The sequence below is a fragment of the Bradyrhizobium sp. 62B genome (assembly GCF_030272265.2).
Taxonomy (GTDB): Bacteria; Pseudomonadota; Alphaproteobacteria; order Rhizobiales; family Xanthobacteraceae; genus Bradyrhizobium.
The window spans coordinates 5951769-5972438 of the sequence record NZ_CP092841.2; the positions used below are offsets into that span (position 1 = coordinate 5951769).

Consider the following 20670-nt stretch of genomic DNA (forward strand, 5'->3'; position numbering starts at 1 on the left):
GCCTTAGCCCACCCGGATGCGCGGATCGACGACGGCATAGAGGATGTCGGCGAGCAACGAGCCGATCAGCACCATGGCCGCCGAGAACATCAGGATGCCCATCACCACGGGATAGTCGCGGTAACCGATCGAATCCAGGAACAGGCGGCCCATGCCGGGCCAGGTGAACACGGTCTCGGCCACCAGCGCGCCGCCGAGCAGCGTCGGGAACTGCAGGCCCGCCACCGTGATCATCGGCAGCAACGCGTTACGCAGCGCGTGCACGGTGAGGATACGCCATTCCGGCAGGCCCTTGGCACGCGCGGTGCGGATGTAGTCCTGGTTGATCACCTCGAGCATGGAGGAGCGCATGAAACGGCCCCACATCGCGGTCTCGACCAGCGCCAGCACCAGCGCCGGCGCGATCAGATGATGCATGAGGTCGAGGAAGGAGCCGTCGCCTACGGTCTCGCGGTTTCCGGCCGGCAGCCAGCCGAGCTTCACCGAGAAAATGTAGATCGTGACGAGGCCGAACCAGAAGGTCGGGATCGACAGCGCGATCATGGCGCCGACGGTCGCAAGCGTATCGAACAGCGAATAGCGCCGTAGCGCGCCGAGTATGCCGATCCAGCAGCCGAGCAGCACCGCGATGATGGTCGCCGTCGCCATCAGCTCCAGGGTGGCGCCGAGATGCGAAGAGATCACCGACAGCACCGCCTCGCCATCGCGATAGGACTTGCCCCAATCACCCCGCACCATGCGGCCGAACCAGTCGAGATACTGGATCGGCAGCGGACGATCGAGGCCGAGCTGGCTGGTGACGCGATCGAGATCCTCCTGCGTCATCTGCGCGGAGGCCGCGAATTGCGACAGCGGACCGCCGGGCGCCAGATGCAGGATGGCGAAGCCGATTCCCGAGACGATCACGAGCAGCATGATCGCCTGCGCCAGGCGGTTGACGACGTAACGGGCCATCTCAGGCGATCCAGCGTATTGGTCGCATCACGCCCAATACCATTCGCGCATGTTCCAGCTGTTGATCGACATGTTGATGTTGGGACGGAAGCCTTGCAGCCCCTCCTTGATGCCCTCGGCGATGAAGCCCTGGAACAGCGGCAGAATGGCGAGGTCGTTGCGGATCAGCTTTTGCAGCTCGCCATAGGTCGCTTTGCGTTGCTCCAGGTCGAATTGCTTGGCGCCTTGAGAAAGCAGCCGGTCGGCCTCCGCGTTCTGATATTGATAGGTGTTGTAGCCGCGGCCGCCCTTGGCGGGAATCGCGCCGGAGCCGAAACGGGGCGTCACGTCGGGGTCACTGCCCAGCATGAAGTTCACGCCGACGATCACCGAATTGAACTTCGATTGCTGCCAGAAGTCGCCCCAGATCACCGCCGCCGGCATGTTGTTGACGCGCATCGCAGCGCCGATCGCGCGCCAGTCCTGAATCAGGAGCTGCTGACATTGCTCGCGCACGGCGCTGCCCGCCGTGGTCGAATTGGCGAACTCGAGCTTGACGCCGCCCTTCTCGCGAATGCCGCCGGAGCCACGAACCCAGCCCGCCGCGTCGAGCAGCGCATTGGCTTTGGCAGGATCATATTTGTGTTGCGGCAGCCCTTGCTGGAACGACCACGCCTGCTGCGGCACAAAACTCTCGGTCTGCGTCGGCAGGCCGTAATAGAGCGCATCGATGATCGCCTGCTTGTTGATACCGAGATAGAGCGCCTCGCGCACGGCGCGGTCGGCGAAGGGTCCAAATTCCAGATTGGGCGCGATATGCTCCACCGAGGAGGTCGAGGAGACGAAGATCTTGCGGCCCTTCAGCGTCTTCGCTTCCTGGACGAAGTTCGGCAGGATGCCCTGCAGGCCGGTGTAGTCGACCTGGCCGGTGCGGAACTGGGTGTAGAGAACGGTGAGGTCCGGAATGTATTTGAAGACGACACGTTCGACGTAAGGTCCCTTGCCGTGGTAGCCGGCATGGGCATTCAGCAAGATATGGTCGCCCGGCACGCGCTCGGCCCAGCGGAACGGTCCGGTGCCGACCGGCGCGTTGTGGAACGGCGAAGCGTTCGGATCGGACACCTTCTCCAGGATGTGCTTGGGCACGATGAAGGTGAACGACGCCAGGATCGACATGTAGGGCGAATAGGGCGCTTCCATCCGCCAATGGATCTCGTCGGGCGCGACGACGGTGATGTCTTTGACGAGGCTATGGCCGACCCGGCTGCGTGCGCGGAAACCGGGATTGTTGATCAGCTCGAGCGAGAACTTGACGTCCTCCGCCGTGAACGGGGTGCCGTCGTGCCACTTCACGTCATTGCGCAGCTTGATCTTCCAGGTCAGGCCGTCCGCCGACAGGCCGCCATTCTCGATAGTCGGGACTTCGCGGGCGAGGTCGGGGACGAACTTGCCGTCGGGCTCGATGAACCAGAGCGGCGAGAACACCTGCCACCAGATGCCCTGATCGACCTCGATGCCCGGCATCAGCGGATGGAAGACGGTCGGCTCTTGCGACAGCGCCGCGATCACCTGTCCGCGCGGCTTGTCCGGCGGATTGGTGGGGCGTTCGGCCTGGGCAAAGGCGCTACCTGACAGCGTCCATCCCGCCGCAGCGCCCGCGCCGAGCTGAAAGAACTGACGGCGATTCGGAATGCCGAGTGCCGGGACGCCGAGCTTGCCGGTGTCGTCTGCCATGACCCACTCTCCGTTTCCGCACGCGGCACCGTCTCCCGCGCCCCCGAGACCCCGGCAAAGGGACAGGAGTGGGCTTTAGTGCTTCTAAATTTTTCTGACAAAATTTCATCACGACTAAATACAGCTGTCAATCGCATTGCTAGTATGCGCGACCTTTCCGAGTGAAGCCTCGGCCGATGCGGCCGCGGCTCGAGATGATGCATGGGAGAGCGACATGGATGGTCGCGGCGACACGAATAGCCCGAAGGACACTGCGACGATCGAGGCGGACGATGCGGTCGACCAGCGCCTCGGCGAAACCGTGCGGCTGCTGCGTCAGCGCGCCGGCTACTCGATCCAGGATGTCGCCACCAAGACCGGCCTCTCCACCGGCATGATCAGCCAGCTCGAACGCGCGCGCGCCATGCCGTCCATCCGCACGCTACGCCTGCTCAGCATCGCGCTCGACGTGCCCATCTCCTATTTCTTCGAGACCAGCGATCCCGTCGAGGCGCCGCGCTACATCGTGCGCAAGAATGCCAGGCGTCTGCTGCGGCTCACCGCCAGCGGCGTGGTTAAGGAAGCCCTCACCCCCGCAGGCAAAGGCCAGCTCGAGCTCTACGAGCTCACGCTCAATCCCGGCGCCTCCTCCGGCACCGACTTCCTGCAGCACACCGGCGAGAAGGCCGGCTACATCCTCTCGGGCAGCCTGCGGCTGTGGCTCGACAACCAGGCCCATGTGCTGGAAGCCGGCGACAGTTTCCGCTTTCTGAGCATCGTGCCGCACATGTTCGACAATCCGACCCAGCAGGCGGCGCGCGTGATCTGGGTGACGACGCTGCAGCAGACCGATTCGCCTGCTGGTTGAGGCCGGCCCAAACCCGCGACCGCCGGAAATTGCCCCTCGACGGCGCCACATCCAATCTGTAGCTCACATGAAGCGGCCTCCTCGACGCGGCCGCCCCGGTCCGCGGCTGGCGTCCTTGGTGTGAGACCATGAAACTCAGAGGGCTTCTGACACTCGCGATGGTTACACAGGCCATCGTGACGGCCGTAGCCCTGGTCGCCTCCTATGCTCTGACCGGCCCGCGTGAATTCGGCATTCTCCAGCTCGTCGCCCTCCTGGCGAGCGCTGCCATTGCCGTGCTGCTCTTGCGTCTCTGCACCAGCGCAATCGAGAGCTCAGAGCACGCACGCGCCGTCGCGCACTCCGCCGAGCTGGCGCGGGCGCGCAGCGACAGCGCGCAGATGACGCAAGCCGTCATCAAGACTGCCCTCGATGCCTTCATTCAGATCGACGACAGCGGCACCGTGCTGGAATGGAGCTTCCAGGCCGAGGCCCTGACCGGATGGACGCGCCAGGAGGCGCTCGGCGCCGACGTCGTCGACCTCGTCGTCGCCAAACCGCTGCGCGCCGCCTTCAAGCAGCGCATGGCGCGGCTGGTGCCGGAATTGTCGGACACCCCGTCCGGCCTGCGCTTCGAGCTGACCTTGATCCACAGGAACGGCGACCGGATCCTGGCGGAAGCCTCCAGCACGGTGTTGCGGCTGGGCGGACGCGCCGTCGTCAACACTTTCGTCAGGGACATCACCCAGAAGCGCGCGGCCGAGGAGCAGCTCGTGCAGTCCCAGAAGATGGAGGCGGTCGGCCAGCTCACCGGCGGCATCGCGCACGAATTCAACAACATGCTCACGGTGATCACGGGCACGATCGAGATCCTTGCCGACGCCGTCAAAGACAACCCGCCGCTTGCGACCATCACCAAGCTGATCAGCGAAGCCGCCGATCGCGGCGCGGCGCTGACGTCGAGCCTGTTGTCCTTTGCCCGCAAGCAGGCGCTGCAGCCCGCCGATATCGACGTCAACGAGCTCTTGGAAGAGCTGGCAAAGCTGCTGCTGGCAACCTTCGACAAGAAGATCGAGATCGTCACCCGGCTCGACCGCAACGTCTGGCTCGCCTTCGCCGACCGCGGCCAGCTGAGCTCGGCGCTGCTCAACCTCGCGATCAACGCCCGCGACGCCATGCTGGACGGCGGCAGGCTGACGCTGACGACGCGCAACGTCGTGTTCGGCGTGCGCGAGGCCGTGGCGGTCGGCGCCGGCTATGCGGGAGATTATGTCGAGATCGAGATTGCCGACACAGGCACTGGCATTCCGCAAGCCATCCTGGAGAGGATCTTCGATCCGTTCTTCTCCACCAAGGAGGTCGGCAAGGGCACGGGCCTCGGGCTCAGCATGGTGTTCGGCTTCGTCAAGCAGTCCGGCGGCGGCATCAAGGTCGCCTCCGAAGAAGGGCGCGGCACGGTCTTCACGATCTATCTGCCGAAGGCGGAGGCGAGCGCGCTGCGCCCCACCGGGTATGACGACCGCAAGATCGTCGGCGGCAAGGAAACCGTGCTCTGCGTCGAGGACGACCGCGATGTCCGCCACTACGTCACGGTCCAGCTCGAAAGCCTCGGCTACACGGTCATCCCGGCCGCCAATGCGACCGAGGCCCTCGCGATTGCGGCGGAAGGCAAGCCGTTCGACCTGCTCTTCACCGACATCGTGATGGCCGGCGGCATGAACGGACGCGAGCTCGCCGAGCAGATGGCGGCGGCGCGTCCCTCCTTGCGGATCCTGTTCACCTCCGGCTATGCCTACGACTCCCTGCATACCCAGGGCCGCGCCACGATGGGCGCCCCGCTGCTGCGAAAGCCCTACCGCAAGGCGGAGCTCGCACGCATGCTGCGCCGCTGCCTCGACACGGCGGTCGATTCCGCCGGCGACGCGATCCCGACGCCCTACTCGGTGCAGGCCGACGTCGAGGCTTTTCTGCGCAAGCAGGCGGCGGAGGACAGCGGCGCGAGGAGGCCGCGGAAATAGCGATCTCGTGCCGAGTGCAAATGCGCGTTGTTTGAACCGCTGCTGGCCGCGGGGTTCACCTCTCCCGCAGGGAGAGGTGAACAACGACCGCCCGAGCGCCTCTCAGCTCATCCTTCGCCGTAGCGTCGCCGACGGCGTCTCGCCGAATTTCTCGCGGTAGGCGCCGGCCATGCGGCCGAGATGGGTGAAGCCGAGATCGAAGGCGATGTCGGTGACGGAGGCATCAGCCGATCCTTGTGCGAGCCGGGCGTGCAGAGCGGCGAGGCGCATGTCGAGCAGCATCTGCGAGATCGACGCGCCGAAGTGGCGGCGGAAACCGAGCTGCAGCGCGCGGATGCCAATGCCGGAGACGCAGGCGAGCTGCGCGAGGTCGAGCGGCTCGCCGGCATTATCCGCAAGATGATCGCGCGCGGCACAAAGCGCGCGCGGCAGCCGCTCGGCCCGGCCGGAGAAAGTTCGTATCGCATCCGACAGGCCATGCCGTTGGCCATTGAGCAGATGATCGAGCAGCAGCTCGCGCCAATCGGCCATCGCGACCGCTGACAGCCTGCCGGTGGGACCGAGGCGCTCGGCGAGCAGCATCAGCTCGGCGAGACTGGTTCGCAGGCGCCGCCCCGACGGCGCATCGAGATCGATCACCGGATCGAACTCGACCGTGCCCGAAGCCCTGCCCGACAGCGCCGCGGCGCGCTGTTCCACCATGCGGCGGTCGAGCAGCAGGATCGCCTGTGCGCAGTCGCGCCACATCATCCGGGTCGGGATCGTCGGCGACAGCAGCGACGCCGTCCGCTCCGGCGCGGCCTCGAGCTCGGTGACACCGGCGCGGATGCGGGCTGTGCCCGTGAGCGGGATCTGCACCAGGAAAAAGCGCTCGAGGCAGCCGGGATCGATGCCGACCGATCCGCCATAAGCGACGTAGTTGATGGAAAAGCCGTCGAAAGTCGCACAATTGTGCCGGGCCGAGAAGCCGGACGCGCGCGCCTGTGCCGGCTTGAGGTCGTGCGGGCAGAAGATGCGCCCGATCTCCTCGGCCGCTTCGTCGACATCGTCAGTGGTGACGCGGGCGAAATCCGTGAGCCGTTCGGCTGCGGATGCCCTTGCGCTCATTTCCAGCACGGCTGCGGACATCTCGACCACGCTTCGCGTCGCGGAATTGCTTTAAGCTTATAACAACTCCACCGGGCCGAGAAGGGCCACGCCCGCAAAATCGTCGTGCTGCACGGCAGCAACCATCGCCGGATTCGTTTAGCGGATAGACAGCCGCCCCACTGTTGACTGAAGCTCCATCCTCGCCGGAATCCAATGGGAGCGCGCCATGACTGCACCTGAAAAGACTGCACTCGAAAAAGGCATTACCGCGAACGGCACAGGCTACGGCGGCAAGACTTGGAACATCCTGGGCCAGGTCTATTTCCCCAAGGCCGTCACCGACTCCACCTTCGCATTCGAGACCAACAGCGATCCCGGCCAGTTCGTGCCGGTGCACATCCATCCGACCCAGGACGAGTTCATCCTGGTCCAGGAAGGCACGCTCGACCTCAAGCTCGACGGACAATGGGTCAAGGCCCATGCCGGCGATCTCGTGCGCATGCCGCGCGGCATCCCGCACGGCTATTTCAACAAGTCCGACAAGCCGTGCCGCGCGCTGTTTTGGGTCTCGCCGATGCAGAAGCTCGAGGCGCTGTTCAACCAGCTGCACAATCTGACAGATCCCGCCGAAGTCGTGCGCATCTCGGCGCTGCACGAGGTGGATTTCCTGCCGCCCGAGGCAAACGACTAGCTTCCTCGTCCACCTCATCTGCTTGCCGGCCCGCCGGCCGCGCCTTGCGGCCGAACGTGGTCGCTTGCGCGGAAAACACATTGCGAGCAAACCCATGGTCACTCCCAAGCATGTCTGCGTGATCGGCGCCGGCGTCTCCGGCCTTGCCGCCGCCAAGGCGTTCTCCTCCCGCGGCCACCGCGTCACCATCGTCGAACGCTCTGGCGATCTCGGCGGCGTCTGGGAGCCGGCGCGCTCCTATCCCGATGTGCAGACGCAGAGCCCGAAGGAGCTCTACCGCTACACGGACCGCGCCATGCCGGAAGCCTATCCGGAATGGCCGACCGGGCCCCAGGTCCACGCCTATCTCGCCGACTATGCGAAGAGTTTTGGCCTCGACCGCATGTTGCGCCTCGACACGGCCGTGGCAGGCATGGCGCGCCGCGCCGACGGCAAGCCAGGATGGACGCTCGCACTATCATGCAAGGACGGCACGACGAATGAGGATTTCGATTTCGTCGCTGTGTGCACCGGCCAGTTCAACGAGCCGCGCGAGCTGCATTGCCCGGGCGAGGACGGCTTTCTGGCACAAGGCGGCCAGATCCTGCATTCGTCGAAATATGGCGATCCCTCGCTGGCGAAGGGACGCCGTGTCGTCGTGCTCGGCGGCTCGAAATCGGCGACCGACATCGCGGTCAACGCAGTGAAATCGGGCGCGCGCGAGGTCACCATCGTGATGCGCGAGCCGGTCTGGCGCATCCCCTATTTCATCGGCGGGCTCGTGAACTTCAAGCGCATCCTCTACATCCGCGCGCAGGAGGAGATGTTTCCGGGCTGGGGCATCGGCCCGATGGGGCGGCTCGCCCATCGCGTCGCCGCGCCGCTGGTGTGGGCGAACTGGCGCGGGCTGGAGAGCCTCTTGAAAGCGCAGCTCAAGCTCGGCCGCTGCAAGATGGTGCCGAAGGAGCGGATCGAGGACGGCGTCAACTGCTCGGTGCCGATCGCAACACCCGGCTTCTATCCGATGGTCGCCGACGGTCGCATCAAGGCGGTGTTCGGCACGTTCGACCATTATGACGGCGACAGCATCGTGATGAGCGGCGGCGAGCGCGTCGGTGCCGACGTCGCGGTGCTCGCGATCGGCTACAAGCTCGGCGTGCCGTTCCTGCCAGAGGCCTACAGGCAGAAGCTGGTCGATGCCGACGGGCAGTACCGGCTCTACCGCCTGATCGCCAATCCTGATCTGCCCGAACTCGGCTTCGTCGGCTTCAACTCCTCGTTCTGCACCGTTCTCTGCGCCGACCTCGCCGCCAACTGGCTGGTGCGCTATGCCGACGGCCAGCTCGCCAAGCAGCCGACGGCACAGGCCATGCGCGACAACATCGAGATGATGCTGCACTTCAAGCGCGTCGAGCGACCGGCCGCGGGCGTCTATGGCGGCCTCTGCGTCGCGCCCTATCACTACCGCCATTTCGACGAGCTGATGGCCGACATCGGCACGAAGAACCAGAAGACGGGCGGACTGAAAGGACGCTTCCAGCCGCCGGATGCGGATGCCTATGCGAAATTCCTGGCGACGGCGCCGGATTATCGTGCGGCATAAGGGCAAGAATGACGGCTGAGCGGGATTTGCATCTCGCCAGCCCTTACCTCCGATGCTTACGATCTCCCTGGCCAGCGAATCGATGGGAACCGGCCATGGGATTCAGACGTCTCGCGACCTTTGCGGTTGTTGCCTTCTTCGTCGCAGCGCCCGCCGCCAGCCAACAGCGTGCGCTCACGCCGCGGCAGACGGAGGCGGTCGCCGCCTATGACAAGGCGCTCGCCGAGTTCAAATCGATCCTCGCCGAACGACGGCGCCAGATCGACGCGAAAGAGCCGCTGCCAAATCTGCCGGGGCAGGCGCTTTATCTCGCGCGCGTCGCCGTGATCAGCTCGTACAAGGATCTCACCGATGCCATGCCGTCGCGGATCGGGAAGCCCAATAAGTTCGAGATTCCGCCGGCCTATTTCGACGCCGAGATCGAGCCGCTGATCGACGAATATTCAAGACTGTTCGACGTCATGGAGGCCCCGCCCGCCAATGCGCAGAACTCGGCGACGCCATTCAAGGACGTCGTCGATCTCGCCACGGTGATCGCCCGCGCCAAGGGGCTCGCACCTGAGCACGCCGCCGCTGCGGGGCGGATCAGCCTCGGACTGTTCTTTGCCGAGACCAACGGCAAGCAGAACGTCCGCAACGGGCGCTCCAACACCTATATGGGGAGCTTCCAGACCGGCCCCTCCGAGGACCGCAACGGCTACAGGAAATGGCAGGCGATCAAGGGCGAGATCGCCGCGATCGATGCGGCCTTGAGCGCGCGCGACGACAAGGAGGAGGCACGGGCGAGCGGCATCGACCGCCGCTTCAACCACTGGACCAACGTGCGCGACGGCCTGATGAACGCACATGCGGAGGTGTTCCGCGAGATCCCGGCCATCGTGAAGACACTGCCCGACCCGATCGACCAGATGAAGCTGTTCGAGCTGATTCAGATCGTGCCGACCCCGACGCGGGCCGCGCTCAAATCCGGCGATCTCCTGAACTACAGGGTGTCCAGCCCCCCGATCATGAAGCACCTGCGCAATAACAGCATCTTCGCGTTCGGGCAGGCCGACCGTGCCCGCACCTCCGCAAGCTTCCGCGAGATCCTCGCCGCGATGTGGCTGTTCAACCGCAAGTTCGAGAAGGCGATGGCGAAACACGCGGAGATCAAGGGGCGGTAGGCGCGCGCCAGGCAACTTTATCGGGTTTGCCTTGGTCCGTTCACGCGAAGGGCGACCGGCTAGATCGGTCGCCCTCCTCCTCATTTCACATCATCGGGATCATGATGACGATCCCGGGGCCGGACCAGAGGTCCTCAGTAGCGCGTCAAGCCTGGACCGCCGAAGCGATAGTTGATGCGCGCAGTGATGATATCCACGTCCTGACCGATGCTGTTGGTCGTGGCAACGCCTCCGGGGGCGGCTGCGAAGCTCAGAGTCCGACGATCGAGGAAGATGTGATCGTACTCCACGCCGACCGACCAATTGGGAGCGAAACCGAACTCCATGCCAGCGCCGACGGTAGCTCCCCACCGCGTATCGCTGCTGGAGTTGATCAACGCATTGGTTCCCGTGAAAGTGTGGGTGTAGCGGTTATCCACCACGGCCGCGCCGCCCTTCGCATATAGCAGCACGTTGTTCCAAGCCCAACCGACCTGGCCCGTGAAAAGACCGAAGGCGCGCAGCCGGGAATTAATGGTGAGGTCACCCGGCGCGAACACGAAGGCAGGCGACGACACCCGCGATCCGTTCAAGTCGGCCCAATCCCCTTGCGCCTCCAGTCCGAACACCCAGGACGCTGACTGCCAGCGATATCCGATCTGACCGCCAGCGACGGCACCGTCTGCGTTGTGACATCCCTCGCCTGCCGTAAAGGGTGCGCCTGCGAAGCTCACAAAGTCCCAGCAGTTGCGGGTGGTGCCGTATCCACCGTTGCCGCCGATGTAGAAGCCGCTCCAGTCGTAAACCGACGCCACAGCGGGCGGCGGCGCTTTAACGTACGGCCTTGCCGCCATATCAGCGGCCTGCGCATGGGTACTCAACGCCAGTGCCGCCACTGCGACACCGGCAAGCATTGTTTTTTTCATATGTAGTCCCCTTGGGCTGAAATGCCGTAGCAACTAGACACCATTGAGCGGTGCTTCGCTGTAGCCGTGAAAACACGGGTCTAGTGGGTGTTTAGCCAGGAGAGTTCCTCCCAATTCCGAACGTTCAGGGCCAAAAGCCCAAAGAAATCAATAAAAGCACAGCGCCGACGTGCCAACATTTCGGAACTCAACCTGATTGAAGCGGTGCTACCTGTCTTTCCGCACCGAAAAGCGGTTCTTTCGCTTTTCGAACGCGAGGTACTTTTCAATCGTGGCCTGAAGTTCACCCGCCAATTCCAACCGCCGCTCAGGCGTGTTGAGGCCGCGCTGAAGTTCGAGCACCCGGCCGGCCATTTCCTGACAGATCTTCGCAAGCATTTGGTTCATAGACAGCTTCCTCGGTGACTCAAACGAGAGGAAGTCGGTCTTGGATCACATCCAATCCGAGCCCAGGAGAACTCACGCCCGGGCGAAGCGATCCTGCGGATGGCGGTAAAAGGCAAGTCGACCGAGATCGAGCGTCTGACTCCACTCAATTTGCTCGGTCCGGCACCCGTGGCCGGCCGCTCGACGCGGGCGGTTGCAACCGCTACCGAAAATTGTAGCCTCTCGCTCTCACCAGCGACGCGGATCAATCCATGCGTATTCTCATTCTCGGCGGCAGCCAGTTTCTCGGACGCGCGGTCGCGAGCCATGCCTGCGCTGCCGGTCACGAGGTGACCTGCGCCGCCCGCGGCGTAGCCGGGCCGATTGCGGCGGGCGCGCGCTTCATCCGGATCGACCGCGATGCGGCCGACGGTCTTGCGCCGCTCGCGGGCGAGACATTCGATGCTGTGGTCGACGTCTCGCGTCATCCCGGCCAGGTCCGACACGCGGTCGCGGCGCTGAAGCGACCCGGCGTGCACTGGACCTTCGTCTCCACGATCAGCGTGTATGCGGACAACCGGATACCAGGACAACGCGCGGATACAGCGCCGCTGCGCGAGCCCGCGGCAGGGGAACTGGAGCACAGCACGGATGCCATTTACGGCGCCGCCAAGGTCGCCTGCGAGCAGGCGGTCGGCAACGATGCCTTCATCTGCCGCGCCGGCCTGATCGCCGGGCCGGAGGATCCGACGGGGCGCTTTGCCTATTGGCCGACACGGCTCGCGCGCGGCGGCGAGGTGCTGGCCCCGGCATCCCCTGATGATGCCGTCCAGTTCATCGACGTGCGCGATCTCGCGCAATGGATCGTGCATGCCGCGGAAATTCGCCTCACCGGCATCTATGACGGGATCGGGCCAATTCGCACGCGCGGCGAAGTCCTGGCCGAATGCGCAGCCGCGCTGAATGCGGCGTGCACCTTCACCTGGATCGATCGTGCGTTTCTTGAGGCCCACGACGTGCGGCGCTGGGCGGGCCCGCGATCATTGCCGCTGTGGCTGCCGCTGCCCGACTTCGCCGGCTTCATGACGCGCGACACCTCACCGGCCCGCGAGGCCGGACTGACCTCGCGACCTCCGGGAGACACCGCGCGCGATACGTTGCATTGGCTTCTCAACAGCGGAGGCCCGGTCATCGGGCTGACCGCCGATGAAGAGCGGGACGTGCTTGCGGCGTGGCATGCGGAAAGAGAGCTGCAGAGCGGAATGGCTTCAGGTTGAGCCGATTGCCGCCGGTCGTTCACCTCTCACGCTTGCACCCTCTTCCCGACCCTCTCCCGCAAGCGGGAGAGGAAGCGTACCTCCGTCGTCGCAGCGATTAGGACTCATCGCATCATGCGCAAATTCTCCGGCTTGTTCGGAGCCGCCGCCGCTACTCCGTCCGGATCGGCGAATCCTTCAGGCCGTTATCGTCATAGGCCTTGCGCAGCGTGCCGTTGGTCGTGGCCTCGGCCATGAACTTGCTGATGAAGGCCAGCGCCTGGTTGTGGCCGAGCGGCACGGCGACGGCGGTCACCGTCTTCTTGAACGTCTCGTCCAGCACGCGCGTACCCGGGATCTTCTGCGCCATCTTGTTGAGCTGGTCGCGCGACAGTGCAAAGGCGTCGATCTCACCGCTCTTCAACAGGCTGAAAATCTCGTCATAGGTCTGATAGCCCGTGACCTTCGCATGCTTCAGATGCGCGATCGCGCCGCGCATGGTCGTCGTGGCGTTGACGGCCGCAACCTTGATGCCGGGCTGGTCGAGCGTCGCAAAATTGCTGACCGCCGAGCCGGGCTTGACGATGTAGGTGGCGTCCGCGACCTCGTAGATCGGGCCGAACAGAATCCTGGTCTCGCGCTCGGGATCCTTAGGGAGCCAGGTGACGTCCCACGTCCCTTTTGACGCAGCGTCGGTGATCTGCCCGGAATTCTGGTGCACCACATATTCGACGGGGAGACCGAGCTGTGCGGCCATCGCCTTGCCGAGATCGACGGGCACGCCGGCATAGCCGGCTTCGGTCTTGGTCGACCAGAACGCGCCGCCTGCGGGGCTGATGGCGATCGCGACCCGCAGCTTGCCGGTCGGTACGATCTCGTCTTTCAGGCCCTCTGCTAGCGCGGGCATGGCAACGATCGCTGCGAGAACGAGGCCCGCGAGGGCCGACCGGAATGGCGTTGGCATGTCATGGTCTCCTCACCTTTTCTTCTTCCCGGCCGCTCCGTTCGGCTCGCGGCCTTTGATATAATTCTGGTCGATCACTCCCTCGGTGAAAAGCAGTTTGTCGTGATAAACTTGCCAAAGGCCATATCGCTCGTTGCAGTGCAAGGCCGGCGACTGCCATGGCTATGGTGTTCCACGGCCAGTCTTTTGTTGCTAGCCTGCCGCATCGACAGCCAGCAATCGGGGGCCACCGAATGACCGCAGCGAATCCCGCCTCTCGCGCAAGACGCAATGGCGCGTGGAGGCATATCGTGCGGGGCCTTTGCGCTGCGGCGTCCGTCGCCGTGCTCGCCGGCTGCGAGGACAAGAACACGTTCGTGGCACCGCCCCCGCCCAAGGTGGACGTGGCAACGCCCGTGCAGCGTCCGGTGACGCGCTACATCGAGGCCACCGGCAACACGGCGCCGATCAAGAACGTCGATCTCGTCGCGCGGGTGCAGGGCTTTCTGCAATCGATCGACTATCAGGACGGCAGCTTCGTCAAGCAGGGCACCCAGCTGTTCACGATCGAGCCGGAGACCTACAAGCTCAAGCTCGAACAGGCGCAGGCGGCCGAGACCGGCGCGCAGGCCTCGGTCCGGCAGTCGGAAGCCGATTACAAGCGGCAGGCGGAGCTGGTGCAGCGCCAGGCGGTCTCGCAAGCCACGCTCGACAATTCCACCTCTACGCGTGACAACGCCCAGGCCAATCTGCAGCAGGCGCAGGCCAACACCAGGCTGGCCCAGGTCAATTACGGCTACACCAAGGTAACGGCGCCGTTCGACGGCATCGTCAGCGCCCACATGGTCTCGGTCGGCGAGCTCGTCGGCGTCTCCTCGCCGACCCAGCTGGCCTCCATCGTCGCGATGGACCCGATCTATGTGAACTTCACCGTCAACGAGCAGGACGTGCTGCGCATCCGCGCCGAAGCCACCCGCCGAGGACTGACGCCCGCCGACATGAAGCAATTCCCGATTCAGGTGGGACTGCAGACCGAGACCGGCTATCCGCACGAGGGCAAGCTCGACTACGTCTCGCCGACGCTCAATCAATCGACGGGCACGCTGGCAGTGCGCGGCCTCATCCCCAACGACAAGCGGGTGCTGCTGCCCGGCTATTTCGTCCGCGTCCGCGTGCCCTTTGACCAGGAGAAGAGCGCCCTGCTCGTCCCTGATACGGCGCTCGGCAGCGACCAGGGTGGCCGCTATGTGCTGGTGGCCAACGCCGACAACGTCGTCGAGCAGCGCAAGGTGCAGATCGGCCCGGTCGACAATGGCCTGCGCGTCATCGAAAGCGGCCTGAAGCCGGAGGACCGCGTCGTCATCGCGGGGCTGTTGCGGGTGATCCCGGGCCAGAAGATCGATCCGCAGGTGACGAAGATCGAGCAGTCGCAGGCCTCGAGCAAGTAAGGGCTGCCAGCCATGATCTCAAAATTCTTCATCGAGCGGCCGGTCCTCTCGAACGTCATCGCGCTGCTGATGATCCTGATCGGCGGCGTCGCGCTGTTCAATCTCGCCATCGCGCAATATCCTGACGTGGTGCCGCCAACCGTGCAGGTCACGACGCGCTATCCGGGCGCCAGCGCCAAGACCGTGATCGACACAGTTGCCTTGCCGATCGAGCAGCAGGTCAACGGCGTCGAGGACATGCTTTACATGCAGTCCTATAGCGGCTCCGACGGCACCTATACGCTGACGGTGACCTTCAAGATCGGCACCGACCTCAACTTCGCGCAGGTGCTGGTGCAGAACCGCGTCTCCAGCGCGCTGTCGCAATTGCCGCAAGCCGTGCAGAACCAGGGCGTCACCGTGCAGAAGCGGTCGACGTCGATCCTCCTGTTCGTGACGCTGACCTCGCCGGATTCGCGATACGACAGCCTCTATTTGAGCAACTACGCCACCATCAACATCCGCGACGAGCTCTCCCGCCTGCCCGGCGTCGGCAACGTCACCGTGTTCGGCGCCGGCCAATATTCGATGCGGGTCTGGCTCGATCCGAACAAGTTGCAGGTCCGCGGGCTCGTGCCGCAGGATGTCATCCAGGCGATCCAGCAGCAGAGCCAGCAGGTCGCCGCCGGCCAGGTCGGCGCGCCGCCGACGCCGCCGGGACAGGCGTTCCAGTACACGCTCAACGTCAACGGACGGCTCGACGACACCAGCCAGTTCGAGAACATCATCGTCAAGTCAGGCAGCAGCGGCGATGTGACGCGCGTGCGTGACGTCGGCTGGGTCGAGCTGGGGGCACAGACCTACAGCCAGATCTTCTCGCTGAACAAGCAGCCGGCGGTCGGCATCGGCGTGTTCCAGTCGCCTGGCGCCAACGCACTGCAGGTCGAGCAGGCCGTCGAGAAGAAGATGGCGGAGCTCGCCAAGCGGTTTCCGGAAGGCGTCAAATACGACACGCCGTTCGACACCACCAAATTCGTCGAGGCCTCGGTGCACGAGGTCTACATGACGCTAATCGAGGCCGGCCTGCTGGTGCTGGTCGTGATCCTGGTCTTCCTGCAGGACTGGCGCGCGATGCTGGTGCCGGCAACCACCGTACCCGTCACCATCATCGGTGCCTTCGCGGCGATGGCGGCGCTCGGCTTCACCATCAACATGTCGACGCTGTTCGCGATCGTGCTCGCGATCGGCATCGTGGTCGACGACGCCATCGTCGTCGTGGAAGGCGCCGCGCACAACATCGAGCGGGGCATGAACGGCCACGACGCCGCGATCAAGGCGATGGACCAGCTGTTCGCGCCGATCGTCGGCATCACGCTGGTGCTGATCTCGGTGTTTCTGCCGGCCTCGTTCCTTGCCGGCCTCACCGGGCGGATCTATTCGCAATTCGCGCTGGTGATCGCCGCGACCGCGCTTTTGTCCGCCATCAACGCGGCGACGTTGAAGCCGACGCAATGCGCGCTGTGGCTGCGGCCGGCGGTGCCGCCGGAGCAACGCAATTTCTTCTACCGCGGCTTCAACGCGGTCTATGACCGCGTCGAGCGCGGCTACACCAGGTTGATCACGTTCCTCGTCAAGCACGCCACTATCTCGGTCGCGTTCGCGCTTCTGGTGATCGGCGCCAGCGGCTACGGCCTGTCGCGGGTGCCGACCGGCTTCCTGCCGATCGAGGACCAGGGCTACCTGATCGCCGCGGTGCAGCTGCCCGACGGCGCCGCGCTCGAGCGGACCCAGGCGGTGCTCGACAGGGCCAGCACACTGATCAAGGAGACCCCCGGCGTCCAGCAGGTCATCACCATCGCCGGCATCTCCGCGCTCGACAACAGCGCCAGCCTCGCCAATGCCGGCGTCGCCTACATCATCCTGAAGGATTGGGACGCGCGCAAAGGACCCGGCGAAGATCTGCGCTCGCTGGTGTACGGCCTCAACGACAAGCTCGCGGCCATCATGGAGGCCCGTACCATCGTGCTGCCGCCGCCGCCGATCCAGGGCATCGGCAACGCCGCGGGCTTCTCGATGCAGGTCGAGCTGCGCGACGGCAACAGCGATTTCGCCAAGCTGCAGGCCATCACCGGCGCGATGGTCTCGAACGGCCAGAGCCAGAGTGCGCTGCAGCGGGTGCAGTCCTCGTTCCGTTCCTCGGTACCGCAATTCAACGTCGAGATCGATCGCGTCAAGACCCAGACGCTGCACGTCGCCACCGATCAGGTGTTCTCGGCGCTGTCGACCTATCTCGGCTCGTCCTATGTCAACCAGTTCAACAAGTTCGGCCGCGTGTTTCAGGTCTATACGCAGGCCGATCCCGCCTTCCGCGTCACCGAGCGCGACATCGCCAACATGCAGGTGCGCAATTCCAACGGCGACATGATCCCGATCGGCACCGTCGCCAAGATCACGCCGGCCACGGGGCCGTCGCTGATCAGCCTCTACAATCTCTATCCCTCCTCGACCGTGATCGGCCTGCCGGCGCAGGGCTATTCCTCCGGCCAGTCCTTGAAGCTGATGGAGGAGATCGCGGACAAGACGCTGCCGCCGGGCACCGGCTACGAATGGACCGCGATGTCCTATCAGGAGAAGGCGGTCTCGAACCAGATCTACTGGGTGTTCGGCCTTGCCATGCTGCTGGTCTACCTGGTGCTCGCCGGCCAGTATGAGAGCTGGTACGCACCGATCTCGGTGATCCTCGCCGTGCCGCTGTCGCTGCTGGGGCCGATGCTGATCCTCTCCGCCCTCAAGATCGACAACAACCTCTATTGCCAGATCGGCCTGATCCTCCTGATCGCGCTGTCGGCCAAGAACGCGATCCTGATCGTCGAGGTCGGGCTCGAGCTGCACGGCCGCGACGGCAAGCCGGTGCTGGAGTCCGCGATCGAAGCGGCGCGCGCCCGCTTCCGCCCGATCCTGATGACATCGTTCGCCTTCATCCTCGGCGTGGTGCCCCTGGTGCTCGCCACCGGCGCCGGCGCCAGCGCCCGCAAGTCGATCGGCATCACGGTCTTCTCGGGCATGCTGGCCTCGACCTGCCTCGCGGTGCTGTTCGTGCCGGCGTTCTTCGTGGTGGTGCAGCGCTTCGAGAACTGGCGGGCGAGCAAGAAGGCGCCGAAGGTGGCCGAGGTGAAGCCCTAGCCCTTCTCCGCCGCGACCTGCCGCGCTTCGCCGCTCGACACCAGCAGCACCGAGACTTTCGATTGCCGCAGCACGGCGTCGGCGACGCCGCCGAAGGAGAGATGATCGGCCTGGATGCGGTCGACGCCCATGACGACGAGATCGACGTCGGTGGTGTCGATCTCGCGCAGGATCGCCGCCTCCGGCGCCCGGTTCACCCGCAGCGTGGTGGTGATGTCGACGTCGTAGCGGGCGGCGAGATCGCTGGCGTCCTTGAGGATGCCCGCCTCCTGACTGAGGCCGCGGGAGGTGCCGCGCTGCGCGCCCTTGTCGCGCGTCGTCGCGACATAGATCACCCGGAGCGAGCCTGATCCTCCTTGCGCCAGCGCAACTGCGACCTCGGCGCCGCGCTTGGAGATGCCGCTGCCGGAGACCGGGACGAGGATGTTGAGTCCCTCGGGCATCGGCTGCTTCAGGTGCTTGCCCTTGGCCGCGGCGATCGCGAGCGGTCCCTCGAACGTTGTGGCAATGTCCTCGATCTTGCGGTCGAAGCGATCCTTGGTCGCGGCGACCTTGTCGACGCCGACGACGAGGAGATCAAAACCCTTGCGCGCCTCCTCGGCGATGGTCTCGCCGAGCTCCGCACGCCTCGCACGGGTCACGACGTCGACGCTGCCGGTGTCTCCCTCGGTGTTGGCAGCCACCGCCTCGGCCGCTTTCTTCACCACGGCTTCGTGGCTCTCCTCCGCGTCGCGGCCCTTCTCCTGCTCCTCCGGCCGCTTGCCGATATGCAGCACGGTGATCGGCAGGCCGCGCATGCCGGCGATCAGGCCCGCGAGGTGAGCGGCAAAGGTGGCATTGACGCTTTCGTCCACCGCCAGCAGAGGGCGCTCGAGATTGGCGAGGAAGCCGCGCTTCTCGAATTCCTCCCGTTCCAGCCGCTCCTTCTCCTCCTTGTTCATCGGCAGCCGCGCCAGCGCCGCGCGCAGCATCGGCGGCATTGCCATCGTGGTCACGATCGCCATGGTCACGATCATCGTGAACAGGTTCTGGCTGAGCACGCCGATGGACAGGCCAATGGTCGCGATGATGACCTCGGTCGAGCCGCGGGCATTCATGCCGCTCGCGAGAGCCAGCGACTCCCGCGTGCTGAGGCCGCCGACCGTGCCGCCGACGAAGGCGCCGCCGAACTTGCCGACGCTGGCGATCACGACCAGGAGGCCGGTGAGCATCAGGAGATTGGGATCGCGCAGCACGGAGAGATCGGCGGCAAGGCCGGCCAGGCCAAAGAACACCGGCATGAAGAAGCTCGAGATCAGCCCGCGCAGGCGCTCGTCGATCTGCCGCGTCAAGATCGGGGATTCCCCGACCAGGATGCCGGCGACGAAAGCACCCAGCACGGTGTGCACGCCGATCAGATGCGTGATCATCGCCATCGCGCACATCAGCAGCAGGATCACGGTGATGACGGCCGCGGCGCTGACGAGATTGTCGTTGGCCCAGCGGATCAGCTGAAACACCAGGCGGCGGCCGATCGTGAAACTGACGGCGAGGAAGGCGAGCGTGCCGAGCACGGCTTTCGCCACCGAGGCGATATCCAGCGCCCCATGCGAGGCCAGGCTGAAGATGACGGCAATGATGATCCAGCCGATGGTGTCGTCGATCACGGCGGTCGCGACGATGATCTGCCCGACATTGCGCCGCATGAAGTTCATCTCGCGCACGACCACGGCAACTATCTTCACCGAGGAGATCGACAGCGCCGTGCCCATGAACAGCGAGGCGACGAGACGTTGTTGCGGATTGGGCAGCAGCGCATCGGGCAGGAATTCGCCGAGCGCGAAGCCGCAGGCAAAGGGCACGAGGATGCCGGCGATCGAGATCGCGATCGCGGCCTTGCCGACCTTGCGGACCAGCTTGAGATCGGTCTCCATGCCGGTGAGCAGCAGAAGCAGCAGGATGCCGACCTGCGCGATGCCGTCGATCATCGCCTTCTGCTCGGGCGATTTGGGGAAGATCGCGGTTTGCGCCTCCGGCCAGACCCAGCCGAACAGCGACGGACCAAGGATGATGCCGGCGAGCAGCTCGCCGATCACCGAGGGCTGGCCGATCCGCTGCATGATCTCGCCGAGACCGCGGCCGACCGCGATCAGCAGCACGATCTGCGCCACCAGCAGGAATTCGGACGGGCCGGCCGGTTTGCCCGTTTCAGCGCCGGCCGCAATGGTGGTGAGAACGAGCGCCGCGAAGGCAAGGCTGGCCGATCCGAGCAGGCGCCATGGCATGCAGATGTCTTTCCCCCTTTGCCCCGGTGTCGGGGCCATGGGGATAGAACCCGCGGAAGGTGGCGCGGGTTCCCGGCGTAGGAGGCTGCGGGCGGCAACAAAAAGTCGAAAACAACCCCATGCACAGTAGGGATGGAGTTGAAAAGGCTCGGGAAAATTTTGGCGTTACCGAAGCGCTTTGCTCCGTCGCGCAAAACAGGAGTAGGAGTGAGATCATGGACGGTGCGAGCGTTCCCCGGACGCAGCGCAGCGTCTTTTCGACGAGGCGCTGCTGAGCCGGGGCCCATCTC

The 20670-nt window shown here is 64.9% G+C and carries 15 protein-coding genes; 8 read left to right on the plus strand and 7 right to left on the minus strand.

The genetic code is table 11. From position 1 onward, the window contains the following. Positions 1-3 precede the first annotated feature (3 nt). The gene (locus ML401_RS28585; protein WP_211416212.1) at positions 4-954 is read right to left on the minus strand and encodes an ABC transporter permease; all 951 of its coding nucleotides are present in this window, start codon (positions 952-954) and stop codon (positions 4-6) included. Between the two features lie 27 nt (positions 955-981). Beyond that, positions 982-2667: a peptide ABC transporter substrate-binding protein gene (locus ML401_RS28590; RefSeq protein WP_285807696.1), complete on the minus strand. Its 1686-nt coding sequence runs from the start codon at positions 2665-2667 to the stop codon at positions 982-984. A 214-nt stretch (positions 2668-2881) separates the two neighbouring features. Here ML401_RS28590 and ML401_RS28595 point away from each other — a divergent pair, with 214 nt between their 5' ends. Together ML401_RS28595 and ML401_RS28600 are read left to right on the plus strand one after the other, a co-directional pair. Continuing rightward, positions 2882-3514 (plus strand): cupin domain-containing protein, encoded by a 633-nt coding sequence (locus ML401_RS28595; RefSeq protein ID WP_285807697.1) that lies wholly within the window; start codon positions 2882-2884, stop codon positions 3512-3514. A gap of 128 nt (positions 3515-3642) precedes the next feature. After that, positions 3643-5511 (plus strand): ATP-binding protein, encoded by a 1869-nt coding sequence (locus tag ML401_RS28600; protein ID WP_285807698.1) that lies wholly within the window; start codon positions 3643-3645, stop codon positions 5509-5511. A 102-nt stretch (positions 5512-5613) separates the two neighbouring features. Here ML401_RS28600 and ML401_RS28605 read toward each other — a convergent pair whose 3' ends face one another. Continuing rightward, positions 5614-6639 carry an AraC family transcriptional regulator gene (locus ML401_RS28605; RefSeq protein WP_285812763.1) on the minus strand — a complete coding sequence of 342 codons (1026 nt, stop codon included), beginning with the start codon at positions 6637-6639 and terminating at the stop codon, positions 5614-5616. Between the two features lie 187 nt (positions 6640-6826). Between ML401_RS28605 and ML401_RS28610 the strand changes: the two genes are divergently transcribed. The 3 genes from ML401_RS28610 to ML401_RS28620 all read left to right on the plus strand — a co-directional run bounded on the left by ML401_RS28610 (position 6827) and on the right by ML401_RS28620 (position 10036). Then, a complete protein-coding gene (locus tag ML401_RS28610) occupies positions 6827-7291 on the plus strand; it encodes a cupin domain-containing protein (RefSeq protein WP_211416207.1) in 465 nt (154 codons plus the stop codon). 94 nt (positions 7292-7385) lie between these two features. Then, the gene (locus tag ML401_RS28615; RefSeq protein ID WP_285807699.1) at positions 7386-8873 is read left to right on the plus strand and encodes an NAD(P)/FAD-dependent oxidoreductase; all 1488 of its coding nucleotides are present in this window, start codon (positions 7386-7388) and stop codon (positions 8871-8873) included. Positions 8874-8968: 95 nt separating this feature from the next. Continuing rightward, a complete protein-coding gene (locus ML401_RS28620; protein ID WP_285807700.1) occupies positions 8969-10036 on the plus strand; it encodes a hypothetical protein in 1068 nt (355 codons plus the stop codon). 134 nt (positions 10037-10170) lie between these two features. Here ML401_RS28620 and ML401_RS28625 read toward each other — a convergent pair whose 3' ends face one another. Next, a complete protein-coding gene (locus ML401_RS28625) occupies positions 10171-10941 on the minus strand; it encodes an outer membrane protein (protein ID WP_211416204.1) in 771 nt (256 codons plus the stop codon). Positions 10942-11148: 207 nt separating this feature from the next. Beyond that, complete coding sequence (locus ML401_RS28630; RefSeq protein WP_211416203.1) at positions 11149-11328, minus strand: hypothetical protein; 180 nt, start codon at positions 11326-11328, stop codon at positions 11149-11151. Positions 11329-11579: 251 nt separating this feature from the next. On the opposite strand from ML401_RS28630, the gene ML401_RS28635 reads away from it, so the two are divergent. Further along, a complete protein-coding gene (locus tag ML401_RS28635; RefSeq protein ID WP_285807701.1) occupies positions 11580-12584 on the plus strand; it encodes an NAD-dependent epimerase/dehydratase family protein in 1005 nt (334 codons plus the stop codon). A 151-nt stretch (positions 12585-12735) separates the two neighbouring features. Here ML401_RS28635 and ML401_RS28640 read toward each other — a convergent pair whose 3' ends face one another. Beyond that, positions 12736-13527, minus strand: coding sequence for a transporter substrate-binding domain-containing protein (locus ML401_RS28640; RefSeq protein ID WP_285807702.1), 792 nt, complete (start codon positions 13525-13527; stop codon positions 12736-12738). 233 nt (positions 13528-13760) lie between these two features. On the opposite strand from ML401_RS28640, the gene ML401_RS28645 reads away from it, so the two are divergent. Continuing rightward, positions 13761-14954, plus strand: a complete 1194-nt coding sequence (locus ML401_RS28645) for an efflux RND transporter periplasmic adaptor subunit (RefSeq protein ID WP_285807703.1) — start codon at positions 13761-13763, stop codon at positions 14952-14954. Between the two features lie 12 nt (positions 14955-14966). Then, complete coding sequence (locus ML401_RS28650; RefSeq protein ID WP_285807704.1) at positions 14967-18116, plus strand: efflux RND transporter permease subunit; 3150 nt, start codon at positions 14967-14969, stop codon at positions 18114-18116. Here the strand turns inward: ML401_RS28650 and ML401_RS28655 are convergent. After that, positions 18113-20380, minus strand: a complete 2268-nt coding sequence (locus ML401_RS28655) for a cation:proton antiporter (RefSeq protein ID WP_285807705.1) — start codon at positions 20378-20380, stop codon at positions 18113-18115. The genes ML401_RS28650 and ML401_RS28655 overlap by 4 nt on opposite strands. Between the last annotated feature and the right edge of the window lie 290 nt (positions 20381-20670).